Below are 23,650 nucleotides of genomic sequence, written 5' to 3'. Positions count from 1 at the left end.
GACAAGGGAGTTGCTTCTACCCTTGAGGGGTGACGGAGCGGGGCGGGACAGAGAACAGGATCAGTGACAACACGATCAACGGGCCGTCGTTCCAGGTGGGGCACGCGGGATCGGTGCAGTACCACGCGACCCACCACCATTACGACCGTCACTACCCGCCGCCATCGCCGCCCGCAGCTCCTCAGGAGGCGCCCCACCCTTGGGTGAGCGAGGTGGCGGCGCCCCGCCTCTGGTCGCGCGTACCGGAGGACCGGGACAGCGGCCCGATGCTGGCGGCGGCGCGGGACATCGCGGCCGGACTGGGCGCGCTGCACGACGACAGCGAACGGAGTCTCACCGGTGACCCGTGGTGGGACCGGGAGTTCGCGAAGCGTTTCCTGAGCCACATCGTCCAGTTGGTGTGCGACGACACGAACGAGGACTGGGACTTCCATCCCGTGGAGGTCATGCTGCTGACACTCGCGCCGTATGTGTCCCAGACGCTGTGGGTGCGTACGGCGGCGGAGCGGGTCGGGGTGCGGCCCGACGAACTCGGTCGACGGGGCGGAGACGACGACCGCGTGTCGTACGAGAAGTTCTGCGACGACGGCCACGATCGGCTCGTACGCCGGGCCACACTGGGCCTGACCGACCGGCCGGGGGCCGAGTCGGACATCGGCTGGTGGCTGTTCCACCAGTGGATCGACAACGGCCTGCGGGGCACGAAGCACCACTGGACGGCGTACGAGGATCTGGTGGGTCGGCTGGCACTGAACCGCCCCCCTCTGTGGAACGTGTTCGACCGGAACAGGGCCGGACAGGTTCTTTACGGGCTGCGGCTGCCGTTGTTGGAGGCGTGCCGGCTCGAACGGCTGGACCTCTACAAAACGTTCACCGTGGGCGGTGGTCTGCACACGCCGCAGAGGCTGCGCCTCAAAAGGCTGGCACTGCTCCTGGCAGTCGCCCGTGCCCGCGCCCTCGACATCCCCGCGCTCCCGGACGACCTGGTGGAGAACCTGGGCATCCCGCACCGGGTGGACCTGGAGGAACTCAGGAGTGTGACCGTCGAGCGGGCCTCCTGGAACAGCGACCACGGCCCCATGGTGCTGGAGGCCGCCGACTGCCAGCACGAGGCGGTGGTCGAGGCCCTACGGCAGCATGTGGAGCAGGTCGACGCGCTTTTGGAGGACGTCCACCGCGCGGCCCGCGCGGGGGAAGACCTGAAACCGCTGCGGGCACTGCCACAGCGCGCCTTGGCCGAGGGCGTGGAGCCCGCACGTGGGGACGACGGCCGACTCAAGTTCGAGAACTACAGCAAGTTCCAGGTGGACCCCCGACGGGTGCGGGGCCTGCTGATGGGGGTCCAGCTGTACCGCAGCCCGGGGCTCGCGATCAGGGAGCTGTACCAGAACGCGCTGGACGCCTGCCGGTATCGCGCGGCGCGGATCGACTACGCGAAGAAGCAGCGGCGGGACCGCACCGAGGAGGACGGAGAGGCCTGGCGGGGCTGGATCCGCTTCGAACAGGGCGTGAAAGACGGCCGTGAGTACCTCGAGTGCCGGGACAACGGCATTGGGATGGGCGAGTCGGAACTGAGCAGGGTCTTCGCTCGCGCCGGGACGCGTTTCACGGATCTGACGGACGTCCGCAACGAGCGCAGCGACTGGGAGGCCAAAGGCATCCGCATGTATCCCGTCAGCCGCTTCGGTATCGGGGTGCTGAGCTACTTCATGATCGCCGACGAGTTCGAGGTGATCACTCGAAAGCAGTTGGACGGCGGTTCCACGGGTGACTGCTACAAGGTGGCGATCTACGGGCCCAACCATCTGTTCCGCATCGAACCGTTCGACGGCCCCACCGATGCGGGCACGATCGTCCGGCTCTATCTCAAGGAGAAGGCGCCTTCGTGCGTCCAGGAGCTGAAGCGGTTGCTGGGCTTCGTGGACTTCGACACGTCGGCGCGGCACGGGGTGGCGCTTACGGCCGAGTGGAAGGCCAGGTCGTTCCGGCTGCGGGGCGACGCGCGTGCGGACGGTCAGGAAGCGCTGCGCGCCCACGGAACCCAGGTGCTCGGGCCGCCGGGCGAGGACGGGGCTCCGCCCCGAGTGGTGTGGTGCGAGTCGGGCGGGGGCGTGCTGGTGGACGGGATTCTGACCAGGCCCACGCAGCGGCGGGGGGTGCTGGCGGATCCGCAGCGGGGGAAGTCGAGGCGGTCACTGTTCTTGGAACGCCCCCAGGACGAGGTTCTGCGCGGAGCTGTCGTGAATCTGGTGGGGGAACCCGCACCCAAGCTCTCCATCGACCGTCTCGAGATCCTCGACGACGTGTCGGGCACGGTGGAGGGCCTGCTTCGCGCGGCGGCGGACGATCTGGCCTGTTCGACGTCCGAGCTGCTCAGCTTCGACTGGCTCGGCGGAGTGGCCTCCTCCAGCCCCAAGCTCGCCGACATCATCACCGAAGCGGTCATGAGGGCCGACCGGGAACTCCAACTCCCCGGCGGACGTCCCTTCCGACCGGCTGAAGCCGGTTTCCTTCCGGATGACGCGAGAATCATCAACTGGGCCACGGGCGAGGACAGCCGTAGTTCGACCAAGGAAGTGCCTGATCACATCCTCCTGTGGCGCCTTCTCGCCCATGGAGAGGGGGCGCGGCTCGCCGAGTTGGGTCCGGAGCCGGCGGACGTCCCCGCGCTCTTGCCCGCACGGCCCTCGGACACAGCCGTGTTCGATGACCACGGAGGGTGGCTGCAGGTCGAGGACTGGGCGAAACCCGGCCACGTCCTCTGGGTCGCGAGCCGGGCAGGCTTGACCCCGCGGCAGGTTGTTCGGCGCGCGGAACAGTTGCACATCGCCGTGCTGCCCGCCGACCGCTACCCGAACGCCGAGCCCGATCCTCTTGACCTCGCACTGCTCAGCCTGGGCCTGGGCGGCGAGCCCGGCTGGTGCTCCACGGACGACCCGGTACCGCTGAATCACTTCATCGAGGCGCATGTGCGCCACGGTGCGAGCATCCCGAAGATCGCCGAGCGCATGCGGTGGTACGGGTTCGACGTGTCCGCGGCCGACGGACTTCCGGAGCGCATGACGGAGGACAGCCTGCAGCTGCTGAGTATGGGCGGCGACGGCGAGGGGGGCTGGTGGACGACCGAGGCCCCGATTCCGCCGGGGCATGTGCTCTCGATGGCCCGGCGCACCGGTCGGACGGTCGCCGACGTGGGCGAAGAGCTGCGCCGGTACGGACTGACGGTCGCTGATCTGCCCGAGCTGCGCGGGCCCGAAGATCTGCTCCTGCTCAGCCGGGATCTGAACGGGAAACCCGCCTGGATCGGCCCAGACGAAACGGTGCCGTACAGCCATCTGCTGGCGGCGGCGCGCGCATGCCACATGGACGTGGCCGACGTGGCCGCCGTTCTCGACGCCTACGGACTGAGCCGGCGGACGACCGCGCTCAACGAGTGGTCCGCGTCGGACCGGATGTTGATCGGTTACAGCGGTGACATGCCCACCCTGTGGCCGAATGGCCTGGTGTTCTCGTGGGCCGACCTGTTGAGGGCGGCGGCCAAGCTCAGGATGTCACCGCGGGCCGCGGTGGACCGGCTGCGTCGGCTCGGTGCGTCCGCCTCGTTGACCCTCCCCGATGAGCTGGACGAAATCGATGAGGAACTCCTCGACCCGAGCGTTGAAATCTGGGAGTCGCGCAGCAACGACGACACCGCCATATCGATGAACGACCTCTTGTTGACAGCACGTCGGGTGAAGAGGAGCCCGGTTGTGGTCTCGGCCCGGCTGCGGTCGTACGGATTCGATGTCCCCCGGCACTCGCGACTGGAGTCGGACGACGTCCGCGACGATCTGCTGATCCTCAGCAGGGACCTGGACAGCAGATTCCCCTGGCTCGACTCCGAGGAACCGGTCCTCCTGGGCCACATCTGCGCTGTCTCCGGCCGTCTCGGCATCCCCATCCTGGAAGCCGCCGACCGCCTCCGTCGCCTCGGCATGAACGTTCCTGACGTGCGGGACATGATCCGAGCCGCCAGGGAGAAGCTGCCCAGACGCGAGGAGCCGGAACCCGCGCTGCCGGAGTCCTAGAGCTCCTTTTCGTACCAGGCCACATCCCAGTACCGCCCGAACTTCCGGCCCACCTCCCGGTAGGTGCCGACGTGCCGGAAGCCGAAGCGTTCGTGCAGGCGCACGGACGCTTCGTTGGGCTGGGCGATGCCCGCGTACGCGCGGTGGAGGTCCTCGTCGGCGAGGGTCTCGAAGAGGGCCTTGTAGAGGTGTGTGCCGACGCCGCGGCCGGTCGCGTGGGGGGCCAGATAGACGGTGACCTCCACGGAGGTCGAGTACGCGGGCTTCGCGCGGTAAGCGCTGGATGTGGCGTACCCCAGAATCTCCTGTGAGTCCGTGGGGGTGGCAACCATCAGCCGGTGCGGCCCGTCTTCAGGGTGGGAGAGCAGCCACGGACGCCGCTCTTCCGGTGTGAAGGACGCGGTGTCGAATGTGATGGGCGTCTCACGCACGTAGTGGTTGTAGATGTCCGTGAGGGCTTTGAGGTCGTTCTCGACTCCCGGTCTGACCTGGACCTCTGTACGTTCCGTTGCCATCCGACCTCCCCACGTGGCGGGCGGACAGGGTACTGCATGATCAGAAAAAATGAGGGGCAGGTTGGGAATTCTGTCCGGATTCCAGTCGTTGTTTCCATCAGATGCCGGGCACCCGGAAGGGTGTCCGAAGCGTCACTGGACCATCCGCTAGCCCACCACGCAAGGGAGCACGCATGGCAACCCGTGCCGTCGCCCGTCGCAAGGCCTCCGAAGGCGAGACCGTGGACGCGGCAAACAGTGTTCGCGCCCATGGCGGCGAGATCGCCGATCGCGACCTGGTCGGCATGTACCTCGACGAGATCGCGCGTACACCACTGCTCGACGCCGCCAGGGAGGTCGAGCTGTCCCAGATCATCGAAGCGGGTGTGTTCGCGCGACAGATCCTCGACGGCGAGGAAGAGGCCAAGGCCGATGCCACCCGCGAGGAGCTGGAGGCCCTGGTCACCGAGGGGGAGAAGGCGAAGGACGTCTTCATCCGCTCGAACCTCCGCCTGGTCGTCGCCGTGGCGCGCCGCTACCCCCGCAGTGGTCTCCCGCTGCTCGATCTGATCCAGGAGGGCAACGCCGGCCTGGTGCGCGCGGTCGAGAAGTTCGACTACCGCAAGGGCTTCAAGTTCTCGACGTACGCGACCTGGTGGATCCGTCAGGCCATCACCCGGTCGATCGCCGACCAGTCCCGGACCATCCGGCTGCCCGTCCACCTGGTGGAGGAGCTCGGCCGTATCCGGCGCGTCCAGCGGGAGTTCAACCGTGAGAACGGGCGGGAGCCGGAGCCGGCCGAGATCGCGGCCGAGCTGGGCGCGACCCCGGAGCGGGTCATCGACGTGCTGGACTGGGCCCGTGACCCGGTCTCGCTGAACATGTCGGTGGACGACGAGGGCGAGACGCAGTTCGGCGACCTCCTTGAGGACACGTCGGCGGTGTCGCCGGAGCAGTCGGTGCTCACGCTGCTGCGCAGCGAGGAGCTGGACGACCTCATCGGTCGACTGGACCAGCGCACGGCCTCGATCATCAAGATGCGGTACGGCATCGAGGACGGCCGGGAGCGCACGCTCACGGAGGTCGGCAAGGAGCACGGCCTGACGCGCGAGCGGATCCGGCAGATCGAGAAGCACGCGCTGCTGGAGCTGAAGAAGCTGGCGCGGCAGACGGGGTTCGACGCGGCGGCGTAACGGTGCCTGTGGGGCCGACGGTGTGACGTCGGCCCGGAGGCCCCGGGCCCGGCGGCTCGGGCTGCCCGGGCCCGGCGGCCGGGATGCCCGCGGCCAGAGGCCTGGAAGCCCACGGCCAGAGGCCTGGAAGCCCACGGCCCGGCGGGCCCCGCAGCTCGGCTTGCGGCTTTACGTCGTGCCGGTCGGGTGTCGTGGCCCGGGGCTTACGGTTCGGTGGGGTGCCTGGGCTGTGGTCCGGTCGGGGCGCCGTGGCCTGGGGTTGGCCGGTCCTTTCCGGGCGGCAGGCCTGGGGTCGGTGGTCTGTTCGGGGCGCCAGGTTTGGGGTCAGCAGTCCGTTCGGGGCGCCGTGGCCCGGGGCTTACGGTTCGGTCGGGTGCCTGGGGCTGTGGTCCGGTGGGGTGTTGTGTCTGGGCTGCGGTCCATTGGGGCGCCGTGGCCTGGGGGCGGTGGTTCGTTCGGGGCGCCGGGGCATGTGGTCGGCGGTCCGTTCGGGGTGTTGCGGCCCTGGGCGCATGGGTCGTTCCGGTGTGTGACCTGGGCGTACGCCCGCGCGGGCAGTGGTGCTCGGGGCGCGTGGCGGCTTCGGGCGGGCGCCGCACGCTCCGTCGTGCGACTTGGCGCTGTTCCGTCGCTTCAACACCCCGGACCCGGGGCACAAGACCTCCGAGTCCCGCATCAAGCATGGGCCGGACCGTATGGTCCGCCCTCCAGAACCGAGTCCCGACGCACTCCCCCCGGCGCCGGGACTCTCCGAGCCGGGCCCCGGCGCCGCTCCCCCCTGGCGCCGGGGCCCGGTTCTTCCCATGCCGGGTCGGGCAGGGGCAGTTCGACGGGTCGCCCCGGACCTGAACCCCGGGGCGGCCCGGATGGCAGATTGTGCCACAGCGGCATAACCTGCCGTCCGTGACCGGTACCAACCGTACGAGCGGGGCATACCCCGGCCGTACGACGCACGACTTCGAGGGCGCGTCCCTCACCGAGCGGCGCAGGGCAGCGACCCGTATGGAGGTCGCCCGTGCCGCGGCGGGACTCTTCATGACGAACGGCCTGCGCGCCACCCGGACCGAGGACATCGCCCGCGCCGCCGGCATCGCCCCGCGCACCTTTTACCGCTACTTCGCGACCAAGGAGGAGTCGCTGGCCCCGCTGTTCTCGGCGGGCGCCCACAGGTGGGCCGAGGCCGTCCGCGACGCCCCCGCCCACCTCACCGTCGCCGAGGCCCTGCACCACGCGGCGGTCCGCACCCTGACCCCCGGCGTCGGCGTGTCCGCGAGGTCCCTGGAATGGGTCCGCGCCCTGTTGCGCCTCACCGACACCAACCCCGCGCTCAGAAAGGTCTGGGCCGAGATCTGCCAGGCCGCGGAACCGGAGCTGGCAGAGGTACTGGCCGGGCGTATGCGCGCTGGTGACGAAGAGTCAGTCACGGTTACCCCTGCCCTCCGTTTCGCCGCGGCCGTCGCCGGGGCCGCCGTCCGTGTGGCGGTGGAGAGTTGGGCCGTCGGCGAGGAACCGGCCGCCGGTCCGGGTGGACCCGCCGCTCTCGCCGTAAGCAATCTGGAGGCCCTGCGGGACTTCCGGTGGGAGACGGGCCGAGCTTGACCCCTCACGCCCTGCCCGCGTCCGCCGCCCGGCTCATCCGTGCCCCCAGATCCCGTACGCAGGCGACCAGTTCGGCCGGACGATGCACGGTGAACTCGCAGTCGACCAGCGCGAGCCGCACCGCCAGCCACTCCACGGAGTCGCTCACCGTGCCGCGCAGCCGGCAGCTGTGGTCGTCGAGGGGCTCGGGCGTGCCGACCCACCGGGGCACACGCGCCGCGACGAAGTCCGCCGGCGCGGCGAAGGTCGCCTCGAACGCGTAGGTCTCCTGCCGTCCGTACATCGACTGCCGCAGATACTCCGCCGCGCTTCCCGTCGGCAGCTCCCGTGGCGTGAACCGCGCGCCGGTCGCGAACGGCTCGGTGACCCGGTCGACGCGGAAGGTGCGCCAGTCGTCGCGGTCGAGGTCGTAGGCGACGAGGTACCAGCGGCGGCCGGTCGACACCAGCCTGCGCGGCTCGGTCAGGCGCCGTGACGGCGTTCCGTCCCCCGAGCGGTACGCGAACCGCAGCCGTTCACTGCCCGCGATCGTCGAGGCCATCACGGTCAGCGTCTCGGGCGCGATGCTCGCCCCGTCGCCGCTGGTCAGGGGAGTGGTGGCGGCCTGGAGCGTGGTGACGCGGTGGCGCAGCCGGCTCGGCAGCACCTGTTCCAGCTTGGCCAGGGCCCGAACGGACGCCTCCTCCACGCCCTCGACGGCGTGCCCGGCCCCGGCGCGCAGCCCCACCGCTATCGCGACGGCCTCCTCGTCGTCGAGCACGAGCGGCGGCATGGCCTTGCCCGCGACCAGCCGGTAGCCGCCGTCGGCTCCCTTGGTGGCCTCGACCGGGTAGCCCAGCTCGCGCAGCCGGTCGATATCGCGCCGTACGGTGCGCCGGGACACCCCGAGCCGGTCGGCGAGCTCGCCGCCGGGCCACTCGCGCGGAGTCTGGAGGAGGGAGAGCAGCTGTAGGAGCCGGGCCGGAGTGTCGATCGTCATGGATCCGAGGATGCCGGAGAACTAGGACGCGATCTGACCTAATCGGCTCCTAGATTCTGGGCATGACCTCCACCAAGACCACTTTCAGCAGTACGGCCGACGGGGGCGCCGCGGCCGGCACGGGCGACCGGCGTCGCTGGTTCGCGCTCGCCATCGTGATGACCGCGGCGTTCATGGACCTGGTCGACGTCACGATCGTCAACATCGCGATCCCGTCGATCAAGCGGGATGCGGGCGCGTCCTTCAGCCAGATCCAGTGGATCACGGCGGGGTACGCGCTCGCCTTCGCCGCCGGGCTCATCACGGGCGGCCGGCTCGGCGACATCCACGGCCGCAAGCGCCTCTTCCTCATCGGCATAGGAGGTTTCACGCTCGCCTCGGCGCTGTGCGGCTTCGCCGCGAACCCGGAGATGCTCGTCGCCTCGCGGATCCTCCAGGGAGCGATGGCCGCGCTGATGGTGCCGCAGGTGCTGTCGATCGTGCACGCCACCTTCCCGGCGCACGAGCGGGGCAAGGTCTTCGGTCTGTTCGGCGCGATCGTCGGTCTCGGTGCCGTCTCCGGTCCGCTCCTGGGGGCGCTGCTCACCGAGTGGAACCTGTTCGGGCTGCAGTGGCGGCCCATCTTCCTGATCAACCTGCCGGTCGGCATCGTGGCATTCGTCCTGGGCCGTCGCTACATCACGGAGTCCAAGGCCCCGCGGGCCCTGCGCCTCGACCTGGTCGGCGTCGCCCTGGTCACCCTCGGTCTGCTGATGCTGCTCTACCCGCTCACCCGCGGCCGGGAGCTGGGCTGGCCGCTGTGGGGGTACGCGTCGATGGCGGGCGCGCTGGTCGTCTTCACGGCACTGGTGGCCTACGAGAGGCGGAAGGCGGTGCGCGACGGTTCCCCCCTGATCGAGCTGTCCCTCTTCCGCGTGAAGAGCTTCGCGGCGGGCATCGCGGTGCAGACCGTCTTCGGGGTCGGCCTCGGCGTCTTCTTCCTGGTCTGGACGCTGTACATGCAGGTCGGGCTGGGCTGGAGCGCTCTGCGGGCCGGGCTGACGGGCGTGCCGTTCTCGATCGCGGTCTCGACGGCGGCCGGTCTGTCCGTGCAGAAGCTGGTCCCGCGTTTCGGCCGCAAGGTGCTCCAGGCGGGCGCGCTGGTGATGGGGGCGGGCGTCCTGCTCTACATCTGGGAGTCCGACCGGTACGGCCTGGCCATCGCTTCCTGGCAGATGGCGCTGCCGCTGGTGGTCATGGGTGTGGGTATGGGGCTGATCGTCGCCCCGTTGACGGACGCGATCCTGTCCGGGGTGCCGCGTGAGCACTCCGGCTCGGCGTCCGGCCTGATCAACACGGTGCAGCAGATGGGCAACGCGCTGGGTCTCGGGCTGGTGTCGGTGGTCTTTTTCGGCGAGATCGACGACCGGTTGACCCCCGCCCAGGTGGGTCCGGCCTTCGTGCACGCCTTCCAGCACGCGCTGGGCTGGGTCGCGGCCGTGATGGCGGTGATCTTCCTGCTGATGTTCGCCCTGCCGAAGCGGCCGGCGCAGCACGTGGAGGGAGCGGAGACGGAGGCGGACATCGTGGAGGACCGGGTGCTCGTCTCCTGAACGGGAGTCGTCTGTCGAGGTCGGTGGCGCCCGGCGGGTCGCGTTCTGCGCGAACCGCCGGGCGCCGGCGTATGGGGCCTGACGCCGGCGTACAGGGCCCGACCTGGGCCTTGTCCGATGGCCGGAAAGCGGGAGCCCGTTCGTGTCCGTTTCGTTGCTCAAACCCGTTTACATTCCGGAAAACCGGACGTAGCCTCCCACTGAAACCACACGTTCGGGCATCTGAAGCCACACGTTCGGACATGGAGTCGGAGGCAAACGGACATGTACGCACCGGAGCGGCAGCAGGAGATCCTCCGGCTCGCCCGTGACGGCGGGCGGGTGGACGTGGTGTCGCTGGCCGAGGAGTTCCAGGTCACGGCCGAAACGATCCGCCGCGACCTGAAGGCCCTCGACCGCGCCGGCCTCGTGCGCCGGGTGCACGGCGGTGCCATTCCTGCCGGACGCCTGGACTTCGAGCCGGACCTCGCGGAGCGGGAGTCCACCGCGGCCGACGAGAAGGACCGGATCGCCAAGGCGGCCCTCGCGGAGCTGCCGGGCGAGGGCACGATGATCCTCGACGCCGGTTCGACGGTCGCCCGGCTCGCTGGGGTTATCCCCCTGGACACCACGCTCACCGTCGTCACGCACAGCCTGCCCACCGCGGCCCGCCTCGCGGACCACCCCGGTATCCAGCTCCATCTGGTCGGGGGGCGCGTACGGCACCGTACGCGCGCCGCCGTGGACGCCTGGGCGCTGCGCGCGTACGGCGAGATCCGCGCCGACGTCCTGTTCATCGCCGCCAACGGCTTCTCCGCCGGCCACGGACTGACCACGCCCGACCTCGCCGAGGCCGCCGTCAAGCGCGCCGCGATCCAGGCCGCCCGCCGCGTGGTGCTGCTCGCCGACTCCTCCAAGCACGGCCAGGAGCACTTCGCCCGCTTCGGCGACCTCGGCGACGTGGACCTGCTGATCACCGACAGTGGGCTGAGCCCTGAAGACGCGGCCGCGATCGAGCGCGGCGGCACGGAAGTAGTACGCGCATGATTCTCACCGTCACCCCGAACCCCTCTCTCGACCGTACGTACGAGGTCCCGTCCCTCGACCGCGGTGAGGTCATCCGTGCCACCGGCGAACGCGTGGACCCGGGCGGCAAGGGCGTGAACGTCTCGCGCGCGGTCGCCGCCGCCGGACAGCCCACGGTCGCCGTCCTGCCCCTCGGCGGCGCGCCGGGCGCGCTCGTCGCCGACCTGCTGCACGCGCAGGGCATCCAGGTCGCCCCGGTCCCGATCGCCGGAGCCACCCGCTCCAACATCGCGGTCGCCGAACCCGACGGCACCCTCACCAAGATCAACGCGCCTGGTCCCGAGCTCTCCGCCTCCGAGGCCGAACTGCTCCTGGAGGCGGTCCGTGAGCAGTACCGCTCCGCCGACACCACCTGGATCACCTGCTGCGGCAGCCTCCCGCGGGGTCTGGCCCCGTCCTGGTACGCCGATCTGGTCGCCCGTGCCCACGCCGCGGGCGCCCGGATCGCGCTCGACACCTCCGGGCCCGCGCTGCTGGAGGCATTGCGTGAGCGCCCGGACGTGGTGAAGCCGAACGCCGAGGAGCTCGCGGAGGCCGTCGGGCGCCCCCTCGTCACCGTGGGCGACGCGGTCAAGGCGGCCGAGGAACTGCGGGAAATGGGCGCGGGCGCCGTGCTCGCCAGCCTCGGCGCGGACGGGCAGCTGCTGGTCGACGGCGCGGGCGCGTGGTTCGGCAGCGCCTCCGTCGATGTCGTACGCTCCAACGTCGGCGCCGGCGACTCCTCCCTCGCGGGCTTCCTGATCGCGGGCGGCACTGGTCCCGAAGCCCTGGCCTCGGCCGTCGCCCACGGCGCCGCAGCCGTCCAGCTGCCGGGCAGCGTGATGCCGACCCCGGCCGACCTCGATCTCTCCGCCGTGACCGTCACGGCGGAGGTCCCCGTGGACCGCGTCCTGACGGAACCCGTGTCATGAACGCGCGCGCCACACCCCTCGAACCGGCCCCGACGCGGCGGAGCATCCCCGCCCTCGCCGCAGCCACGGGGTGGCGGGGTTCCCCCGGCCCCGCCACCCCGATCCTCCCCGTAACACCTCACTTCCTCCCCGTACCACCTCACTGCATTTCCGTCCCCACCACCGCCCACGAGTTCCCCCGGGCGATACGCGTGCGAAGGAGCCCGCGATGAGCGAGATGATCACCGCGGACCTGGTCGACCTCGACCTGTCCGCCGACACCAAGGAAGCGGCGGCACGTGCCCTCGCCGAGCGCATGGTGGCCCAGGGTCGGGTGACCGACCTGGACGGCTTCCTCGCCGACGTAGCCGCGCGCGAGGCGCAGATGCCGACCGGCCTCGACGGCGGTATCGGCATCCCGCACTGCCGCAGCGAGCACGTCACCGAGCCGACGCTCGCCTTCGGGCGCAGCGCGCGGGGCATCGACTTCGGTGCCCCGGACGGCCCGGCCGACCTGATCTTCCTGATCGCGGCCCCGGCGGGCGCGGACGACGCCCACCTCACGATCCTGTCGTCTCTCGCCCGTCAGCTCATGAACGCCGAGTTCACGTCCGCGCTGCGGGCCGTGGACAACGCGGCGGCCGCGGCCGCGCTCATCCGCGGGGACGAGTCCCCGGCGGCCGCGGCCGCGACGGACTCCGAGGACTCCACGGCGGCGTCGGCCGGAAAGGCCTCCTCCGACGCTGCCGCGGACGGCACGGCCCCGGTGCCGGGCGCGCGCGTCGCGGACGTCGACACAGTCGCCCCGGCACCGGGCGCCACCGGTGAGCGTCCGTTCCGTATCGTCGCCGTCACCTCCTGCCCCACCGGCATCGCCCACACCTACATGGCCGCCGAGTCGCTGGAGAACGCGGGCCGCGACGCGGGCGTCGAACTGGTTGTGGAGACACAGGGCTCGGCCGGTTTCGCCCGGCTCGACCCGGCCGTCATCGAGGCGGCGGACGCCGTGATCTTCGCCCACGACGTGCCCGTGCGGGACAAGGACCGCTTCGCCGGGAAGCCGACCGTGGACGTCGGTGTGAAGGCGGGCATCAACCGCCCCGCCGATCTGATCGCCGAAGTGCGCGACAAGGCCGCCCGCGGCGAGGTGACCGCGGCGGCCGCCCCCGGGACGCCGGTCGAGCGCGCCGGTGACTCCGGTGAGGGCTACGGCACCAAGCTGCGCAAGTGGCTGATGTCCGGCGTGAGCTACATGGTTCCGTTCGTGGCGGCGGGCGGTCTGCTGATCGCTCTCGGCTTCGCGATCGGCGGCTACAAGATCAACAAGGCGCCGTCGGTCATGGACCACTTCGTGTGGACCCAGACGGACAGCTGGGCCGCGCTGCTCTTCCAGATCGGCGTGGTGTCCTTCGGCTTCCTCGTCCCGGTCCTGGCCGGCTACATCGCCTACGGCATGGCGGACCGACCCGGTCTCGTGCCCGGCTTCGTCGGTGGCTCGATCGCCCTCACCATCAACGCGGGCTTCCTCGGTGGTCTGGTGGCCGGTCTGCTCGCGGGTGGTGTGGTGCTGGCGATCCAGAAGATCAACATCCCGGCGGCGTTGCGCGGCGTCATGCCGGTGGTGGTGATCCCGCTGATCTCCTCGGCGGTCGTCGGGTTCCTGATGTTCGTGGTGGTCGGCAAGCCCATCGCCTCGGCACAGAAGGGCATGACCGACTGGCTGAACGGCCTGTCCGGCACCAACGCCATCCTGCTCGGCATCCTGCTCGGCCTGATGATGTGCTTCGACCTCGGCGGCCCGGTCAACAAGGTCGCGTACACCTTCGCCACCGCCGGCATCGCGGTCTCCAACCCGAGCGACTCCGCGATGAAGATCATGGCTGCGGTGATGGCCGCCGGTATGGTCCCGCCGCTGGCGATGGCCCTGGCCACGACCGTGCGCGGCAAGCTGTTCACGCAGACCGAGCGCGAGAACGGGAAGGCGGCCTGGGTCCTCGGCGCCTCCTTCATCTCCGAGGGCGCGATCCCGTTCGCTGCGGCCGACCCGCTGCGCGTGATCCCCTCGTCGATGGTCGGCGGCGCGGTCACCGGTGCCCTGTCGATGGCCTTCGGCGCCACGCTGCGCGCCCCGCACGGCGGCATCTTCGTGGTCCCGCTGATCGGCAACCCGTTCCTCTACCTGCTCGCCATCGCCGCCGGTGTGGGTGTGACCACGGTCCTGGTGGTGGTCCTGAAGGGCATGCGCAAGCAGAGCCCCGAGGGCTCCGCGAAGGAGGGCGCGGGAGCGGCGATATCGGCCCGCGGCGACTCCAAGCAGCCGGTCGCCGCCTGACGACCCGCTGACCGAGCACGCCCCAACACGCGTCGGCCGCAACCCCCTCGACGGGGTTGCGGCCGACGCGCGTGCGGGGGCGGTCTGTTCACTTGCGGGGCGCGGCCTGTTCACGTGTGGGGGCCGAGGCGCTTCCTGTGGTCCGGTTGTGCCCGCTCTGAACCCTTCGCGGTACTCGTCTTATCTGCGATATACGTCACGATCCGGGCCAAAGGCCCGGATCGTGGTGTCTACTTGGGGCATGCCTGCGCACGTGTCGATCTTCCAGTTGTTGGGTGTGCCCGTCCTCGCCCTGATGACCGCCGTCTGGATCGTGTACGTGGGCCGCGTTGTGCGCCGCCGACGCTTCGAGGACGCCGCCCGGCGCCGCGGCACCATGCTCAGGACCCTCCCTCGCCAGCCGCAGGCGGGTCCGGAGCTGGAGTCCGTCGAACTCACGCCGAGCGAACGCGACGCCTTCGCCCGCCTGATGCGGCAGTTCCGCGACGGCCGTTTCTAGGCCCGGTCGCCGAGTCGCCCCGAGCGACGGCCGCCCCAGGCTCAGGAGGGGCCCCGGGTGACGGTCGGCCCCCGGCTCAAGAGGCGCTCCTGTCAGCCGAGTGCGGCGGCGCGACGCTCCATCGCCTCCCGCGCCGCTTCCTCCGTCGCGTACACCTCGCACATGTGCCGACCGTCCGGTGTCGCCGTGTGCTCGACCTCCCACAGGGACAGCTCCCGGCCGTCCCGCAGCAGGAACGCGTGCTCGTACAGCGAGAAGCACAGCCCGGCCTGACCGGCCCGGCGCGGCCGCCCGAAGGCCTGAGTGATCTCGTGCGCGAACGCCGAGCCCAGCAGTAACCTCGCCAGCTCCGCGTCCGGCCGGTCGGGGTTCTCCGCCCGGCGCAGCAGCCGGCGCGCGTGGTCCGCCGAGTCGTCGGGCGCATACGCGTGGCGGGGCTCGGGGACCGGCGACAACTGCACCAGCACGGGCAGTTCGAAGTCGGGCGCGTCCGGCGGCAGCGGGAGCCGGGCCGTGGCGGTGCGCAGCTCCTCCTCGTCCACGTACACCTCGTGTTCCAGGTGGCCGCCGCGGCCCGTGTTGTGGACGAGCTCCCACAGGGTGAGCGACGAGCCGTCCGCGAGCAGCCACGTGTGCCGGTACGTCTCCCGGTGCCGCCCCGCGCTGTGGTGCGCGGAGTGCAGAGAACTGTCATGTGCCAGCGCGCAGTCGAGCCGCAGGATCGTCTCGTCGGGCAGCTCGAAGGAGTTCAGGGCGCGCCCGAGGAGTCGCGCGAGGTGCTCCTCCGGAGACTCGGGCGACTCGCGTGGCTCGTACGCTGCTGTCTCGTACGGAACGCTCAAGGTTTCTCCCGGCGTTGCTGCATGTCACCTTGTGGGTGCATACCGTAGCCCCTCGGTCGGACATCATGTCCGGGAACCGAGAAAACGTACGGAGCGAAAACGGGCGGACCGCGCGGTGAGTTCCCGCCCGGCCCGATCTGTCGTCATACGGCCCTGGTCAGGAGGCACTTCCTGCGGTCCACGCGCTCCACGACAGGTTCCAGCCGTTGAGGCCGTTGTCCGGCGCGACCGTCTTGTCGGGGGAGTTCTTGACGATCACGACGTCCCCGATGAGCGAGTTGTCGTAGAACCACTTGGCCGTGGTGTCCCCCTGCGCGCCCTGCACGTCCGCGAGTCCGACACAGCCGTGGCTGGTGTCCTCCAGGACCGGGACAATCGTCAGCGTTCCGGTACCCGGTACCTACCTCCTCCCGTACAGCTCCTCGTACGACAGCCACGCCCCGCCCGGACCGTCGACCGACCCGGCGGCGCGCACCGCCCGCACGATCGCGCGCGTCACGAGGTCCGCGCCCGCCGCCAGCACCTCGTTCAGTGCGAGGGGACTCGCGGAGGCGAGCGGACGCGCGCCGGTCGCCAGCGCGAACACCGTGTCCCCGTCGTCGAGCAGGTGCACCGGACGCAGGGCGCGAGCGAAGCCGTCGTGCGCCGTGCCCGCGAGCTTCTGTGCCTGCGCCCTGGTGAGGTCGGCGTCGGTCGCCACGACCGCGAGGGTCGTGTTCAGCCGAGGGCGCGGGCTCCTCGCGGCCACCTCGGCGAGCCGTCGCTGTGCGGCCTCGTGCACGTCACGCGGCGGGTAGTCGACCCGGCCCTGGAACATCTCCCCGTACAGGGCGCCCGTCGCCGGGTCCACCGCCGAGCCCGCCGCGTTGCAGACGACCAGGGCGCCCACCGTGATCCCCGAGTCGAGCACGGTGCTCGCGGTGCCGACCCCGCCCTTGATCGGCCCGATGGTCGCTCCCGTGCCCGCGCCGACGCAGCCCTCCGCCACGGGTGCGCCCGGCCCGCTCGCGGCGGCTGCCTCGACGGCGGCCCGGCCGAAGGCCGCGTCCGGCCGGGCTCTGAAGTCGCCGCCGCGGGCGAGGTCGAAGACGCAGGCGGCCGGCACGACCGGCACCACGTGCGTCGGGTCGGCGCCGACCCGCACCCCGCGCCCTCGCTCCTCCAGCCAGGCCATCACACCCGAGGCCGAGTCGAGCCCGTACGCGCTGCCGCCCGTCAGGACGAGCGCCTCGACCTTCTGCACCAGGTTGCGGGGATCGAGTGCGTCGGTCTCCTTGGTACCCGGCCCGCCGCCGCGCACGTCCACGGCCGCGACCGCGCCGCCCTCGGGAGCCAGCACGACCGTGGTGCCGGTGAGCCAGCCGTCCCCGACCCGCGTGGCGTGCCCGACGCGCAGGCCGGCGACATCTGTCAGAGCGTCAACTGTCATGTGCCCATGATTCATTGCTGTCCGGCGATCGCGCCCCCTCGTGCGGCCGACCGCGCCGTCAGTATCACTCCCGCGGCCACCGCGGCCGCCGTCACGATTCCCGCCGCGAGCACCGCCCACTCGCCCAGGAACGTGCAGGCGATCACGAGCAGCGCCGTCGTCGGCAGCAGCAGCTGCTCGACGATGCCGACCTTGAAGTAACGCGCGTGCAGCGCCCAGACGGTGAGGAAATAGAGCGCCGTCGGCAGGGTCACCGCGGCCGACGCGGACAGGGTCGGGATATGCGCCTTGCCGACCGACTGCTCGACCGCGACCTCCAGTCCGGCGCCGATCGCCGCCGCCGACGCGAAGATCAGATAGTGGCCGTAACCCCACAGGAACGACTGCCTGTTGGAGCGCAGGTGCCCGTGGATGGGCACCGCGAAGTAGATCCACCAGGCCGCGAACACGATCAGCAGCCCGCCCACCGCGATCGGCAGCAGCTCGCCCAGCGCGCTGTGTTCGGCCACGGCAGACTTCACGGCGACCGTGGCCGCAGCGATCGTCTCGCCCAGCACGATGATCGTGAACAGGCCGTATCGCTCGGCGATGTGGTGAGGATGCCAGGACGTCGTGAAGTCCTTCTCCGCGAACAGCGGAACGCACAGCTCGGCGACCGCCATCACCAGGAACAGCCACGGGCGGGCACGCTCCGGCAGGACCAGCAGTCCCAGCCAGCCGATCTGGCACAACAGCACGCCGCCCGCATACCGCAGCGCCGTGGTCCGCTCCGGGCCCCGGGTGGATCTCGCGGCGCGCAGCCACTGCGCTGTCAGCGGAAACCTCATGATCACGTAGCCGACCACCACCACGCCGAAGTCGCGCTCCTCGAAGGCTCGGGACACCCCGGCCGCGAGCACCAGGACCCCGGCGATCTGGACCAGGGTGACGACCCGGTAGAGCGCGTCGTCGTTGTCGTACGCCGAGGCGAACCAGCTGAAGTTCATCCACGCCCACCAGATGGCGAAGAAGACCATCACATAGCCGAGGACGCCGTGGCCCGTGTGCCCCTCGGCGACCGAGTGGACGAGTGCCACGCCCGCCTGGGCGATCGCCACGACGAAACACAGGTCGAAGAAGAGCTCGAGCGGAGAGGCGACCCGGTGGAGCTCGTCGCGCCCGCGGGCGGTCATGCGGCGCAGCGGTCGGTGAGCGGCGGGCGGGGCCGATTGGGGGGAATCGGAAGCGGAAGGGGACATCATGAGGCCAAGCACAGCAGAAACCAGGTACGGCCTGCACCGTTGCCCCGTCGAGGCCCGGGTTGCCCCCAGGGCCGTACGCTGGGGGCATGAGCACTGCCCCCGAACCCCGCGACCCCAAGAGCGCGCTGATCTTCGGCGACCCGCTGGACCAGCAGTCCACGGACGACACGGATCGCGGGTGGGGCGAGCGGCCCGGCGCCGACAGTGACAGCGCGGCCGACCTGAAGCGCTTCCTCGACGAGAAGCCGCCCCACCACATCTGAGCCCGCCGGCGCGTCCGCGCCCACAGGCGCGCCGCCGCTACCCGCGGCCGTGCCCCGAACCGCGCTGCGCCAGCAGGGCGTCGCGGATCTCCTTGAGCACCTCCAGCTCGGTCACCTCGATCACCTCGTGCGAGCCCTCCCTCGCCTTGCGGCGGGCCTCCTGCCGCGACAGGTACCTGGCCATGGGCAGGACCATCAGGAAGTAGACGACGGTCGCCGTGATCAGGAAGGTGAGCGTGGCGCCGAGGACCGAGCCCCACAGGATGCGGATCCCCGTCGCGTGGTCGCCGGTGCCCGTGCAGGGGCCCTTCAGACAGGAGTTGTAGCTGTCCAGGTTCTTCGTGCCGAACGCGCCCACTACGGGGTTGATGATCCCCTTCACCACCGAGTTGACGATGTTGGTGAAGGCGGCGCCGATCACGACCGCCACTGCCAGATCGACTACGTTCCCCCGCATCAGGAAGGCCTTGAAGCCCTCCCAGACGCTTATCTGCTTTTTCTCGCTCACGGCCAGCAGAGTACTGGCAGGGTCCGGGCACCGGTGAAGGGAGGATGCACTTCCTCAGCGTGCTCAGCACAGCGTCACCGCCAGCCGCGAGGTCGCGCCGGCACCGGCCAGGCGCGCGGCCGTCGTGCGCGGTACGGAGAGCATGACCAGCGCGCCGCTCTCCGTCGGGTCGACGTCCGGCACCCGCGTCACACGCGCCCCGGCCGCGACCACCTTCGCGTCGCCGCCGTCGTGGGCCGCGATCACGTCGACCCGGTCGCCGGGCCGTAACAGCCGCACCGTCGCCCCGTCGGCGATCCGCACGGGCGCCGTCACCGTCTCTACCGTGCGCCGCTCCCGCACGGGCTCTCCCGCCGCCGTCGGGGGCGCGTAGGCGCCGGGATGTCCCCGTGCCCTCTCGGAGTCGCGCGGCCCCGCTGCCACGAGCGCGGCGGCGGTGACCGCCAGGCCCAGGGCCACGGCCCGCCTCCGGTGCCGCACCAGCCGCCGCAGCTGATGTCGTCCGCCGCGCACGCGCACGGGAGCGAAGTGCGGCACCGCGCAGGTCGGAGGCGTGTCCGCGCGTACGGCGATGTCCGGGGCCGGTGGGTGTACGGACAGGTCCGGGGCCGGTGGGTGTACCGACATGTCCGGGATCGGTGGGTACACGGAGGTGGCCGTGTGCGGCGGGTGCGCGAGCGCCACCCTGTCCGGCGGGCGTACGAACACGGCCGTGTGCGCGTGTGTTGCCGGAGCGGTCGGGTGCAACGGGCGTACGGAACGGGAGAACTGGGCCATGCTGATCACCACCTGCATCGCGAGATCGGGACGCGATCCACGATGAGGCTTCGCGGCGAAGTCCGCCGACGGCCGTGGACTACCGACCGGTTGTGGACAGCTCGCTCACCCGAAGGTGACGCTCCGGGCGCCCGCACGTGTCCGCGCTCTCCCTGGCGAGCACGGTGGCCGGCCGCGGAAACACCGAGGACCCCGCCGTCGGTTCGACGGCAGGGTCCCGTGGCGGAGCCTTACGCGGCGGAGCTGGAGGAAGTGCTCGTGGACGACGAGCTGGACGAGCTGGACGAGCTCGACGAGTCCGACGACGAAGAGGAGCTCGACGACGAGGACGAGCTCGACGACTTCGACGACGCCGGGCTGCTACTCGAGGACGAGCCGCGGCTGTCGTTGCGGTAGAAGCCGGAGCCCTTGAAGACGATGCCGACGGCGGAGAACACCTTCTTCAGGCGTCCACCGCAGTTGGGGCACTCGGTCAGGGCGTCGTCGGTGAACTTCTGCACCGCCTCGAGGCCCTCGCCGCACTCGGTGCACTGGTACTGATAGGTCGGCACTGTCTTCCTCCTGGCACTCTGACTCGATGAGTGCTAACGACGGTCCATAGTGGCGTATTCCTGGGGATCAGTCCACCGCCACCGGCGTGCGGTGACCGACGCCACGTGCGACCGTGCGGCCGGGTGACCCCGCCACCAGCCATGACCGCAGGGACACGAGGGTCGCCAGTGCCAACACGGTACCGGCCATCGGGGCCAGGAAGCCCGCCCCGTCCCACAGGCGGTCCTCCAGCTGTCCGGCGACCGTGACCGCGGCCGCCTGGCCGAGTGCGACCGCGCCGGTCAGCCAGGTGAAGGCCTCGGTACGGGCGCCGGCCGGGACCAGGCCCTCGACCAGTGTGTAGCCCGTGATCAGGGTGGGCGCGATGCACATGCCCACCAGGAGGCCGAGGCCGGCCAGGACGACCACGGAGTGCGCGGTCCACAGGCCGGAGGCGGTCAGCGCGAGGGCCGCGTAGCCGACGACGAGGCGCCGCTGCGGGGCGGCCTTCCAGGCGACGGCGCCGCACACGATGCCGGAGAGCATGTTGCCGGCGGCGAAGATCCCGTACAGGACGCCGTTCAGGCCGGGCTCGCCGATCGACTGGCTGAACGCGGCGAGCGAGACCTGCATGCCGCCGAAGACGGAGCCGATGCCCAGGAACGTCACCACCAGAACGCGCACCCCGGGGACGCGCAGGGCGGAGGCGTGCTCCACGCGCGCGTGCGTCATGGCGGCGACGGGCGGCTGCGTGTTCTTCTGCGCCGCGAACAGCAGACCGCCCACCAGCGTCAGCGTCGCCTCCGTCAGCAGGCCCGCGGCCGGGTTCACGGCGGTGCACAGGGCCGTCGCCAGCAGCGGGCCGAGCACGAAGGTCAGCTCATCGGTGACGGACTCGAAGGCCGCCGCCGTCGTCATCAGTGGCGAGTCCTTGAGCTTCACGCCCCAGCGGGCGCGCACCATGGGGCCTATCTGCGGCACCGAGGCGCCGGTCGGGACGGCCGCCGCGAACAGCGCCCACAGGGGCGCGTGGGCCAGCGCCAGAGCGGTCAGGGCCGCGCCGGCGAGGGCGTGCACCAGGACGCCGGGGAGGAGCACCGCGCGCTGTCCGTAACGGTCGGCGAGACGGCCGCTGTAGGGCGCGAACAGCGCCATGGAGACGCCGGTGGCCGCCGCGACGGCGCCCGCGGCCCCGTAGGAGCCGGTGGTGTGCTGCACGAGCAGCACGAGGGAGAGGGTGAGCATCGCGAACGGCTGGCGCGCCGCGAAACCGGGGAGCAGGAACGTCCAGGCGCCGCGGGTGCGCAGCAGCTGTCCGTAGCCCGGACGGGACGACTTCGAGGTGACCGTGGATGCCACGGCCCGTGCCTTTCTGCCGCCTGGTAGCGCGGGGTCCCATCATCGGGCGGGCGCCGAGAGCTGTCCTCTTGCGCGGACTGCGGTAGATACCGGCGCCCCTGCTCAGGGCGTCCCGGCCGCCATACGGTCGCGCCAGCTCTGCGTCAGGCAGAGTTGGTTCGATCAAGTGCGCCTTGATTGTACAGAGGTGAATGACAAAGCCACCTGTGAAAAAGGGCACCATGGCGTCCGCCGCCTGGGATTACCAGAGGTGTGAAGGGTGTGAAACACGCCCTTAATGCTCGTGTCCCGGCGTCCCGTTCCCGGTCACTCCCAGCCATCCGGCCAGCTTGCCGCCCTGGCCGACGGCCCGCAGACGCCTCTCCGCCGCGTCGCGGACCGGGTCGGTGGCGACCACGAGGAGCTCGTCGCCGCGCCGCAGCACCGTCGACGGCAGCGGCACGAACGACTTTCCTTCCCGGACGACGAGTGTGACCGCGGCCCCGGGGGGCAGCCGCAGTTCGCTGACCTCGACGCCGTGCATCAGTGACCCCTCGGGGATCGCTACCGACAGCAGATGTCCGCGCAACCGCTCCAGAGGCGCCGACTCGATGCCGAGGTCGGCGGCCTCGGGTCCCTCGCCCAGGCGCAGCGTGCGGGCCACCCACGGCAGCGTCGGCCCCTGGACCAGGGTGTAGACGACGACGAGGACGAAGACGATGTTGAAGATGCGGCGGCTGGCGTCGACGCCGTTCACCATGGGGATCGTCGCCAGGATGATGGGCACCGCACCACGCAGCCCGGCCCACGACATCAGTGCCTGCTCCTGCCACGGCACTCGGAACGGCGTCAGGCTCGCCATCACACTCAGTGGCCGCGCCACCATGGTCAGCACCAGGCCGATGACGAGGGCGGGCAGGATGTCGTCGCCCAGTTCGTGCGGGGTCACCAGCAGGCCGAGCAGGACGAACATGCCGATCTGGGCGATCCAGCCGACTCCCTCGGCGAAACCGCGCGTGGCGGGCCAGTGCGGCAGCTTCGCGTTGCCGAGGATCATCGACGCGAGGTACACGGCGAGGAAGCCGCTGCCGTGTGCCAGCGCGCCGGCCGCGTACGCGGTGACCGCGATGGCCATGACGGCGATCGGGTAGAGACCGGAGGCGGGCAGCGCCACGTGCCTCAGGCCCCAGGCGCCGAGCCAGCCCACCGCGAGGCCGACGGCGGCGCCGATGGCCAGTTCCCCGGCGATCTCGCCCAGGAGCGTGTACCAGTGCTCCACCGGGCCGGCCGTGGAGAAGGCGACGACGAGGATGACCACCGGGGCGTCGTTGAAGCCGGACTCGGCTTCCAGAACGCCCGTCACGCGCGCGGGGAGGGGGATTTTCCGCAGTACGGAGAAGACCGCCGCCGCATCGGTCGACGACACCACCGCTCCGATGATGAGCGCCTGCCGCCACTCGAGACCGCTCAGGTAGTGCGCGCCGACGGCCGTGACGGCGACGCTCACCGCGACGCCGACGAGCGCCATGGTCGAGGCCGCCGGGAGGGCCGGCTTGATCTCTTTCCACTTGGTGCCGAGACCGCCTTCGGCCAGGATCACGACCAGGGCCGCGTATCCGATGACCTGGGTCAGTTCGGCGTTGTTGAAGTGGATGCCGACTCCGTCCTGGCCCATGGCGATGCCGATGCCCAGGTAGACGAGCAGGCTGGGGAGCCCGCTGCGCGACGAGATCCGAACCGCTGCCACCGCGACGAGCAGAACGAGCGAGCAGACGAGCAGGAGCTGGTTGAGGTGGTGGACAGTCAGCGGCCGTTCCCTTCTCGCCAATCCGGCGCCGCGACGCGGGCGCCTCCATCCGAGCACGTGAAGCCGGGTGTCGCCGCGGCCTTCAGCGCAAGTACTTCGTTACCTTACCTAACTCTTGACGATTTCTTGACGCTCCGGGGAGTCTGATCGAACTCCAGTCCGGGCGCGTTTCCGACTCCGCGTCAAGGCGCGGTGAGCCCTGCG

Annotated in this window: 19 protein-coding genes and 1 pseudogene; 9 read left to right on the top strand and 11 right to left on the bottom strand. The window is 70.9% G+C overall.

Annotated elements, in window-relative coordinates; translation table 11 throughout:
• Positions 1-29: 29 nt before the first annotated feature.
• Complete coding sequence (locus Q2K21_RS32620; protein WP_310778661.1) at positions 30-4,067, top strand: wHTH domain-containing protein; 4,038 nt, start codon at positions 30-32, stop codon at positions 4,065-4,067.
• Here Q2K21_RS32620 and Q2K21_RS32615 read toward each other — a convergent pair.
• Positions 4,064-4,582, bottom strand: a complete 519-nt coding sequence (locus Q2K21_RS32615; protein WP_310778658.1) for a GNAT family N-acetyltransferase — start codon at positions 4,580-4,582, stop codon at positions 4,064-4,066. The two genes, Q2K21_RS32620 and Q2K21_RS32615, sit on opposite strands and share 4 nt — an antisense overlap.
• 173 nt (positions 4,583-4,755) lie before the next feature.
• On the opposite strand from Q2K21_RS32615, the gene Q2K21_RS32610 reads away from it, so the two are divergent.
• Together Q2K21_RS32610 and Q2K21_RS32605 are read left to right on the top strand one after the other, a co-directional pair.
• Complete coding sequence (locus tag Q2K21_RS32610; RefSeq protein WP_310778655.1) at positions 4,756-5,754, top strand: sigma-70 family RNA polymerase sigma factor; 999 nt, start codon at positions 4,756-4,758, stop codon at positions 5,752-5,754.
• Positions 5,755-6,756: 1,002 nt separating this feature from the next.
• Positions 6,757-7,353 carry a TetR/AcrR family transcriptional regulator gene (locus Q2K21_RS32605; RefSeq protein WP_310781356.1) on the top strand — a complete coding sequence of 199 codons (597 nt, stop codon included), beginning with the start codon at positions 6,757-6,759 and terminating at the stop codon, positions 7,351-7,353.
• Between the two features lie 4 nt (positions 7,354-7,357).
• Here the strand turns inward: Q2K21_RS32605 and Q2K21_RS32600 are convergent, their stop codons facing one another.
• The gene (locus Q2K21_RS32600) at positions 7,358-8,332 is read right to left on the bottom strand and encodes a helix-turn-helix transcriptional regulator (RefSeq protein ID WP_310778652.1); all 975 of its coding nucleotides are present in this window, start codon (positions 8,330-8,332) and stop codon (positions 7,358-7,360) included.
• Positions 8,333-8,394: 62 nt separating this feature from the next.
• Here Q2K21_RS32600 and Q2K21_RS32595 point away from each other — a divergent pair, with 62 nt between their 5' ends.
• The 5 genes from Q2K21_RS32595 to Q2K21_RS32575 all read left to right on the top strand — a co-directional run bounded on the left by Q2K21_RS32595 (position 8,395) and on the right by Q2K21_RS32575 (position 14,710).
• On the top strand, positions 8,395-9,924 hold the full coding sequence (locus Q2K21_RS32595; protein WP_310778649.1) for an MFS transporter: 1,530 nt from the start codon (positions 8,395-8,397) through the stop codon (positions 9,922-9,924).
• Between the two features lie 264 nt (positions 9,925-10,188).
• Complete coding sequence (locus Q2K21_RS32590) at positions 10,189-10,950, top strand: DeoR/GlpR family DNA-binding transcription regulator (protein ID WP_310778646.1); 762 nt, start codon at positions 10,189-10,191, stop codon at positions 10,948-10,950.
• Positions 10,947-11,900: a 1-phosphofructokinase gene (gene pfkB, locus Q2K21_RS32585; RefSeq protein WP_310778643.1), complete on the top strand. Its 954-nt coding sequence runs from the start codon at positions 10,947-10,949 to the stop codon at positions 11,898-11,900. Before Q2K21_RS32590 ends, pfkB begins: the two co-directional genes overlap by 4 nt.
• 208 nt (positions 11,901-12,108) lie before the next feature.
• A complete protein-coding gene (locus Q2K21_RS32580) occupies positions 12,109-14,211 on the top strand; it encodes a fructose-specific PTS transporter subunit EIIC (RefSeq protein WP_310778640.1) in 2,103 nt (700 codons plus the stop codon).
• 241 nt (positions 14,212-14,452) lie between these two features.
• Positions 14,453-14,710, top strand: a complete 258-nt coding sequence (locus Q2K21_RS32575; protein WP_310778637.1) for a hypothetical protein — start codon at positions 14,453-14,455, stop codon at positions 14,708-14,710.
• Positions 14,711-14,802: 92 nt separating this feature from the next.
• On the opposite strand, the gene Q2K21_RS32570 is transcribed toward Q2K21_RS32575, so the two are convergent.
• The 4 genes and pseudogenes from Q2K21_RS32570 to Q2K21_RS32555 form a co-directional block, all read right to left on the bottom strand.
• The gene (locus Q2K21_RS32570; protein ID WP_310778634.1) at positions 14,803-15,552 is read right to left on the bottom strand and encodes a DUF6227 family protein; all 750 of its coding nucleotides are present in this window, start codon (positions 15,550-15,552) and stop codon (positions 14,803-14,805) included.
• A 157-nt stretch (positions 15,553-15,709) separates the two neighbouring features.
• Positions 15,710-15,907, bottom strand: a pseudogene (locus tag Q2K21_RS32565) (L,D-transpeptidase family protein); the annotation flags it as partial.
• 45 nt (positions 15,908-15,952) lie between these two features.
• Entirely contained in the window at positions 15,953-16,981 is a 1,029-nt protein-coding gene (locus Q2K21_RS32560; RefSeq protein WP_310778631.1) for a P1 family peptidase, read from the bottom strand.
• 11 nt (positions 16,982-16,992) lie between these two features.
• Positions 16,993-18,222, bottom strand: coding sequence for a low temperature requirement protein A (locus tag Q2K21_RS32555; RefSeq protein ID WP_310778629.1), 1,230 nt, complete (start codon positions 18,220-18,222; stop codon positions 16,993-16,995).
• Between the two features lie 86 nt (positions 18,223-18,308).
• Here Q2K21_RS32555 and Q2K21_RS32550 point away from each other — a divergent pair, with 86 nt between their 5' ends.
• Positions 18,309-18,485 carry a hypothetical protein gene (locus Q2K21_RS32550; protein WP_310778626.1) on the top strand — a complete coding sequence of 59 codons (177 nt, stop codon included), beginning with the start codon at positions 18,309-18,311 and terminating at the stop codon, positions 18,483-18,485.
• A gap of 37 nt (positions 18,486-18,522) precedes the next feature.
• On the opposite strand, the gene mscL is transcribed toward Q2K21_RS32550, so the two are convergent.
• From mscL to Q2K21_RS32525, 5 genes are all read right to left on the bottom strand, one after another.
• Positions 18,523-18,993 (bottom strand): large conductance mechanosensitive channel protein MscL, encoded by a 471-nt coding sequence (gene mscL / locus Q2K21_RS32545; RefSeq protein ID WP_310778624.1) that lies wholly within the window; start codon positions 18,991-18,993, stop codon positions 18,523-18,525.
• A gap of 63 nt (positions 18,994-19,056) precedes the next feature.
• Positions 19,057-19,620, bottom strand: a complete 564-nt coding sequence (locus Q2K21_RS32540) for a hypothetical protein (protein WP_386275912.1) — start codon at positions 19,618-19,620, stop codon at positions 19,057-19,059.
• A gap of 380 nt (positions 19,621-20,000) precedes the next feature.
• Complete coding sequence (locus Q2K21_RS32535; protein ID WP_310778621.1) at positions 20,001-20,321, bottom strand: FmdB family zinc ribbon protein; 321 nt, start codon at positions 20,319-20,321, stop codon at positions 20,001-20,003.
• A gap of 67 nt (positions 20,322-20,388) precedes the next feature.
• On the bottom strand, positions 20,389-21,660 hold the full coding sequence (locus Q2K21_RS32530; RefSeq protein ID WP_310778617.1) for an MFS transporter: 1,272 nt from the start codon (positions 21,658-21,660) through the stop codon (positions 20,389-20,391).
• A gap of 274 nt (positions 21,661-21,934) precedes the next feature.
• Positions 21,935-23,467: a potassium/proton antiporter gene (locus tag Q2K21_RS32525; RefSeq protein ID WP_310778614.1), complete on the bottom strand. Its 1,533-nt coding sequence runs from the start codon at positions 23,465-23,467 to the stop codon at positions 21,935-21,937.
• Between the last annotated feature and the right edge of the window lie 183 nt (positions 23,468-23,650).

Origin of the sequence: Streptomyces sp. CGMCC 4.7035 (assembly GCF_031583065.1) — a bacterium.
GTDB lineage: Bacteria > Actinomycetota > Actinomycetes > Streptomycetales > Streptomycetaceae > Streptomyces > Streptomyces yaanensis.
Note: the sequence above shows the minus strand (reverse complement) of the source record. Positions and strands in the feature narration are given on the sequence as shown.